The following is a 3,877-nucleotide window of genomic DNA, read 5'->3' as shown; positions in this document are numbered from 1 at the left end:
CGCGGAAATAGATCTGCTGAATGGTGCCGGCGACGGGCGCGAAGCCCCGGCGGCGTGCCATCCGCGTTTCCGAGGTCGCGACCCGCGCCTCGGCGACGCGCAGGGCGGAGACGGCGGAATCGAGATTGGCCTGCGTGCCCGAGCCGGTCTTGCTCAGCGAGGCCGCACGGTCATAGGTTTGCTGCGCATTCGCGAGCGTCGCCTTCTGCTGGTTGAGGTCGGCAAGCTGGAGATCGTCATCGACGGAATAGAGGTGATCGCCGACCTTGACCTGATCGCCCTCGCGAACGTTGAGCTTGGTAACCCGTCCGGCTTCGTCCGGGCTGACGAAGATCATGTCGGCCTCGACCCATCCCTGGAAGCCGGGATCGCGCTTCTCCTTGCAGCCGGCGAGGCCGGTTGCGAGGACAGCGAGCAATGCCACTACAGAAATCGTGTACGACGACCTCATGTCGTCCTCCGTTCGCCGAAAATCAGATCGAGATGGACGCGCAGCATCTCCTCGGCATCGAGCGGCGCGTGCCGCGCAAACAGGCTCTGCCAGATCACCGCGATCATCGCGGGCGCGACCAGGATCTGCGGATAGCGTGCGAGGTCCTTCTGCCGGATCTCGCCGCGGGCGATGCCGAGCTCGATCAGCGCGCGCATGCCGGCAATCCCCCGCGAGACCACCTCGCGATAGTAGAAATCGGCGATCGCCGGAAAGCGCGGCCCCTCCGCCACGATCAAACGCACAAGATCGCCGCGCCTTGTGCCGATGACCTCTTTCAGGAAGTTTCCGGCAAAGGTCTCGACGAGTTCGCGCACCGATCCGGTCGGCGGCGGCAGCGCATTCAGCCGCGCCACCACGGGCACGATGACGATGCGCACCAGCTCCTCGAACATCGATTCCTTGTCCTTGAAGTGCAGATAGATCGTCCCCTTGGCGACACCGGCGCGCTTGGCGATGTCGTCGAGCCGCGTCGCGGCGAAGCCGCGCGCGACGAACTCCTCCATCGCGGCCTCCACGATCGCGGCACGCCGCTCTGCCGCACGCGTGGCGCGGCTCGAGACGGGCGCCCCGTCGCTGCCATCGCGCGCATCGGGCCTCCCCTTGGCGCGAGCGGCGGAAGGCGTGGCGGCTTTGGTGGGCTTCTTGGACATGATGATATGATGACTGACTAGTCAGTCATTGTCAAATTGCAGCGCTTTCAGGCGCCACCTCGAATAATTAGCGTTGACTAATGCATTAGTGATTGCTAATGATTCCTCATGATCGACGCCATCCCAAATCCCATCACCACCGTGATGCGCGCCCTCGCCGACCCGACTCGCCGCGCCGTGTTCGAGCGTGTCTTCGAGAGCAAGGAGATCAGCGTCGCCGAGCTCACGCGGGGCAGCGGCGTGACCCAGGGCGCGATCTCGCAGCATCTGAAGTCCCTCAAGCAGGCCGGCTTGGTGGCCGAGCGCGCCGAGGGCCGCAACGTCTATTACCGCGCCGCGCCGCAAGGGCTGGAGCCCCTGGTCACCTGGATGGACCATTACGGCGTGTTCTGGCGCGAGCGCTTCCAGAACCTGCGTGACCTCTTGAAGGAGATCGATCCGTGAGTGCAGTTGCTTCCAAGGTCCAGACTCAGGACATCGTCGTCGACGAGGTCTTCCCCCATGCCGCCGAGACGATCTGGAAGGCGCTGACCAGCGCCCAGCTGATCGCCCGCTGGCTGATGCCGCCGGCCGGCTTCGAAGCCGTCGAAGGCAACACTTTCACATTCAAGACCAACCCGGCCGGCGCCTGGGACGGCACGATCCATTGCCGGGTGCTGGAGGTGGTGGCCTGCAGGCGCTTCGTCTATGCCTGGAAGGGCGGCGACGAGAGCAATACCGGCTACGGCTCGGCGCTCGACACCGTCGTGACCTGGTCCCTGACGCCGGTCGAAGCCGGCACGCGCGTGCGCGTGGTGCATTCGGGCTTCGTGACGCCGAAGAACGACACCGCCTATCGCAACATGAGCGAGGGCTGGGTCAAGGTGCTGCAGCGGCTCGATGCGGTCTCAGGCGAAGACAAGTAGGAGCCACCGGTGATGGACAAGCCCTATACCGGCGGCTGCGCCTGCGGCGCGATCCGCTATTCGATCCTCGGTGAGCCCCTGTTCAGCAATCACTGTCAGTGCCGCGACTGCCAGCGGGAAAGCGGCAGCGGGCACGGCTCCTACGCGACGTTCGCGCGCGCCGGCGTCACGCTCACCGGCGATGCCGGGCATTGGAACATGGTCGCCGACAGCGGCAACGTGAAGACGCGCGGCTTCTGCGGGCAATGCGGCACGCCGGTCTACCTGACCTTCGCGGCACAGCCCGACATCTTCACCATTCGCGCCGCAAGCCTCGACGAGCCAGCCCGCTACAAGCCGCAGGCGGTGACCTACGCCGCGCGCGGGCTTGGCTGGGATCGCCTCGAGCCTGACTTGCCGAAATTCGAAGGCATGCCGCCCGGGTGAGTTGCTAGCCGAAATCCAGCACCATGCGGCCGTCGATTTTGCCGGCCTTCATGCGGTCGAACACGTCGTTGATTTGCGCCAGCGGCACCTTGGTCACCTCGGCCTTCACCTTGCCATCCGCAGCGAAGGCGATGGCTTCGTCGAGATCGCGCCGCGTGCCGACGATCGAGCCGCGCACGGTGATGCGCTTGAGCACGACGTCGAAGATCGGCGTCGGGAACTCGCCGGGAGGCAGGCCGACCAGGCTGACGGTGCCCTTGCGGCGCACCATCTTCAGCGCCTGGGCGAATGCGGGGGTCGAGACCGCCGTCACCAGCACGCCGTGGGCTCCGCCCCCGGTTGCCGCCAGCACCTTGTCCACCGCATCGGCCCCGAGCGCATTCACGGCCAGGTCAGCCCCCGTCTCGCGCGCGAGCTCGAGCTTGTCCTCGGCAATATCGATGGCGGCGACCTTGAGCCCCATCGCTTTGGCGTACTGGACCGCGACGTGGCCGAGCCCGCCGACGCCCGAGATCACCACCCATTCGCCAGGCTTTGCCTCCGTCTCCTTCAAGCCCTTGTAGGTGGTGACGCCGGCACACAGGATCGGCGCGATGGCGGCGAAATCGACGCTCGCCGGCAGCTTGGCGGCGAAGGCGGCCGAGGCGATGACATATTCGGCAAAGCCGCCGTTCACGCTGTAACCGGTGTTGTGCTGATGCTCGCACAGCGTCTCCCAGCCGGTCTCGCAATATTCGCAGGACATGCAGGCATCGTGCAGCCAGGCGACGCCGACGGCATCGCCGACCTTCAGATTCTTCACGCCGGGGCCGATCGCAGCGACGGTGCCGGCGGCTTCATGGCCGGGGATGAAAGGCGGCACCGGCTTCACCGGCCAGTCCCCGGAGGCCGCGTGCAGATCGGTATGGCAGACGCCGCAGGCCTTGACCTTGACCAGAACCTCGCCCGGACCGGGCTGCGGCACAGGCACGTCCTCGATCACGAGCGGCTTGCCGAATTGCTTGACGATTGCGGCTTTCATGGTCGGCATCGGTCTGCTCCCTTGGCTTGCTGGGGCAGATTAACGATGCCGGCGACCTTGCTCTTGATGGCGATCAAACAGCACAACGTTTGCGCAAGCGCTCGCGGCTTCGTGACATCAGAATGACATCGCGAGTTCCATCAATTGTGGAACTTGAGACCGTCGACGATCTTGTCGATCACCTTGCGCTCGGCACGCATGGCGATGCCGACGAGATTGAGGTCGGTGCGCGCAACGGCCCTCACCGCTTCGCGGTTGGCGGCGTCATGCGTGGTCTTGAACATGTCCTCGGTGTAGACCGCCGGCTTGACGTTGCGGGTGAGCGCGCGGTCCAGCGCGCGCGACAAGGCGGGACCGTCGGCGCCGTAGATCAGGATCGGCT

Annotated in this window: 7 protein-coding genes; 3 read left to right on the top strand and 4 right to left on the bottom strand. The window is 65.6% G+C overall.

Features of this window, described 5'->3' with window-relative positions:
• Together JHD07_RS07395 and JHD07_RS07390 are read right to left on the bottom strand one after the other, a co-directional pair.
• Nucleotides 1-451: biotin/lipoyl-binding protein (locus JHD07_RS07395; RefSeq protein ID WP_291620531.1), on the bottom strand; the 451-nt coding region annotated here is incomplete at its 3' end.
• Nucleotides 448-1,143 carry a TetR/AcrR family transcriptional regulator gene (locus tag JHD07_RS07390; RefSeq protein ID WP_291620529.1) on the bottom strand — a complete coding sequence of 232 codons (696 nt, stop codon included), beginning with the start codon at nt 1,141-1,143 and terminating at the stop codon, nt 448-450. The genes JHD07_RS07390 and JHD07_RS07395, both read right to left, overlap by 4 nt.
• Nucleotides 1,144-1,251: 108 nt before the next feature.
• On the opposite strand from JHD07_RS07390, the gene JHD07_RS07385 reads away from it, so the two are divergent.
• From JHD07_RS07385 to JHD07_RS07375, 3 genes are read left to right on the top strand one after another with little or no spacing between them, the layout of a single operon-like run.
• Complete coding sequence (locus tag JHD07_RS07385) at nt 1,252-1,587, top strand: metalloregulator ArsR/SmtB family transcription factor (RefSeq protein WP_291620527.1); 336 nt, start codon at nt 1,252-1,254, stop codon at nt 1,585-1,587.
• Nucleotides 1,584-2,048: an SRPBCC domain-containing protein gene (locus JHD07_RS07380; protein ID WP_291620525.1), complete on the top strand. Its 465-nt coding sequence runs from the start codon at nt 1,584-1,586 to the stop codon at nt 2,046-2,048. Before JHD07_RS07385 ends, JHD07_RS07380 begins: the two co-directional genes overlap by 4 nt.
• 12 nt (nt 2,049-2,060) lie before the next feature.
• Nucleotides 2,061-2,474 carry a GFA family protein gene (locus JHD07_RS07375; protein ID WP_291620523.1) on the top strand — a complete coding sequence of 138 codons (414 nt, stop codon included), beginning with the start codon at nt 2,061-2,063 and terminating at the stop codon, nt 2,472-2,474.
• Between the two features lie 4 nt (nt 2,475-2,478).
• Here JHD07_RS07375 and adhP read toward each other — a convergent pair whose 3' ends face one another.
• A complete protein-coding gene (adhP, locus tag JHD07_RS07370) occupies nt 2,479-3,504 on the bottom strand; it encodes an alcohol dehydrogenase AdhP (RefSeq protein ID WP_291620522.1) in 1,026 nt (341 codons plus the stop codon).
• A gap of 131 nt (nt 3,505-3,635) precedes the next feature.
• A partial coding sequence (locus JHD07_RS07365) for a DUF2000 family protein (RefSeq protein ID WP_291620520.1) occupies nt 3,636-3,877 on the bottom strand: 242 nt, incomplete at its 5' end.

This window comes from Bradyrhizobium sp., from assembly GCF_016462955.1.
Lineage (GTDB): Bacteria > Pseudomonadota > Alphaproteobacteria > Rhizobiales > Xanthobacteraceae > Bradyrhizobium.
Note: the sequence above shows the minus strand (reverse complement) of the source record. Positions and strands in the feature narration are given on the sequence as shown.

Bases quoted from the DNA above. Each gene is read 5' to 3' on its own strand.
- adhP (WP_291620522.1), bottom strand. From the start codon at position 3,504: ATGCCGACCATGAAAGCCGCAATCGTCAAGCAATTCGGCAAGCCGCTC.
- JHD07_RS07375 (WP_291620523.1), top strand. From the start codon at position 2,061: ATGGACAAGCCCTATACCGGCGGCTGCGCCTGCGGCGCGATCCGCTAT.
- JHD07_RS07385 (WP_291620527.1), top strand. From the start codon at position 1,252: ATGATCGACGCCATCCCAAATCCCATCACCACCGTGATGCGCGCCCTC.
- JHD07_RS07390 (WP_291620529.1), bottom strand. From the start codon at position 1,143: ATGTCCAAGAAGCCCACCAAAGCCGCCACGCCTTCCGCCGCTCGCGCC.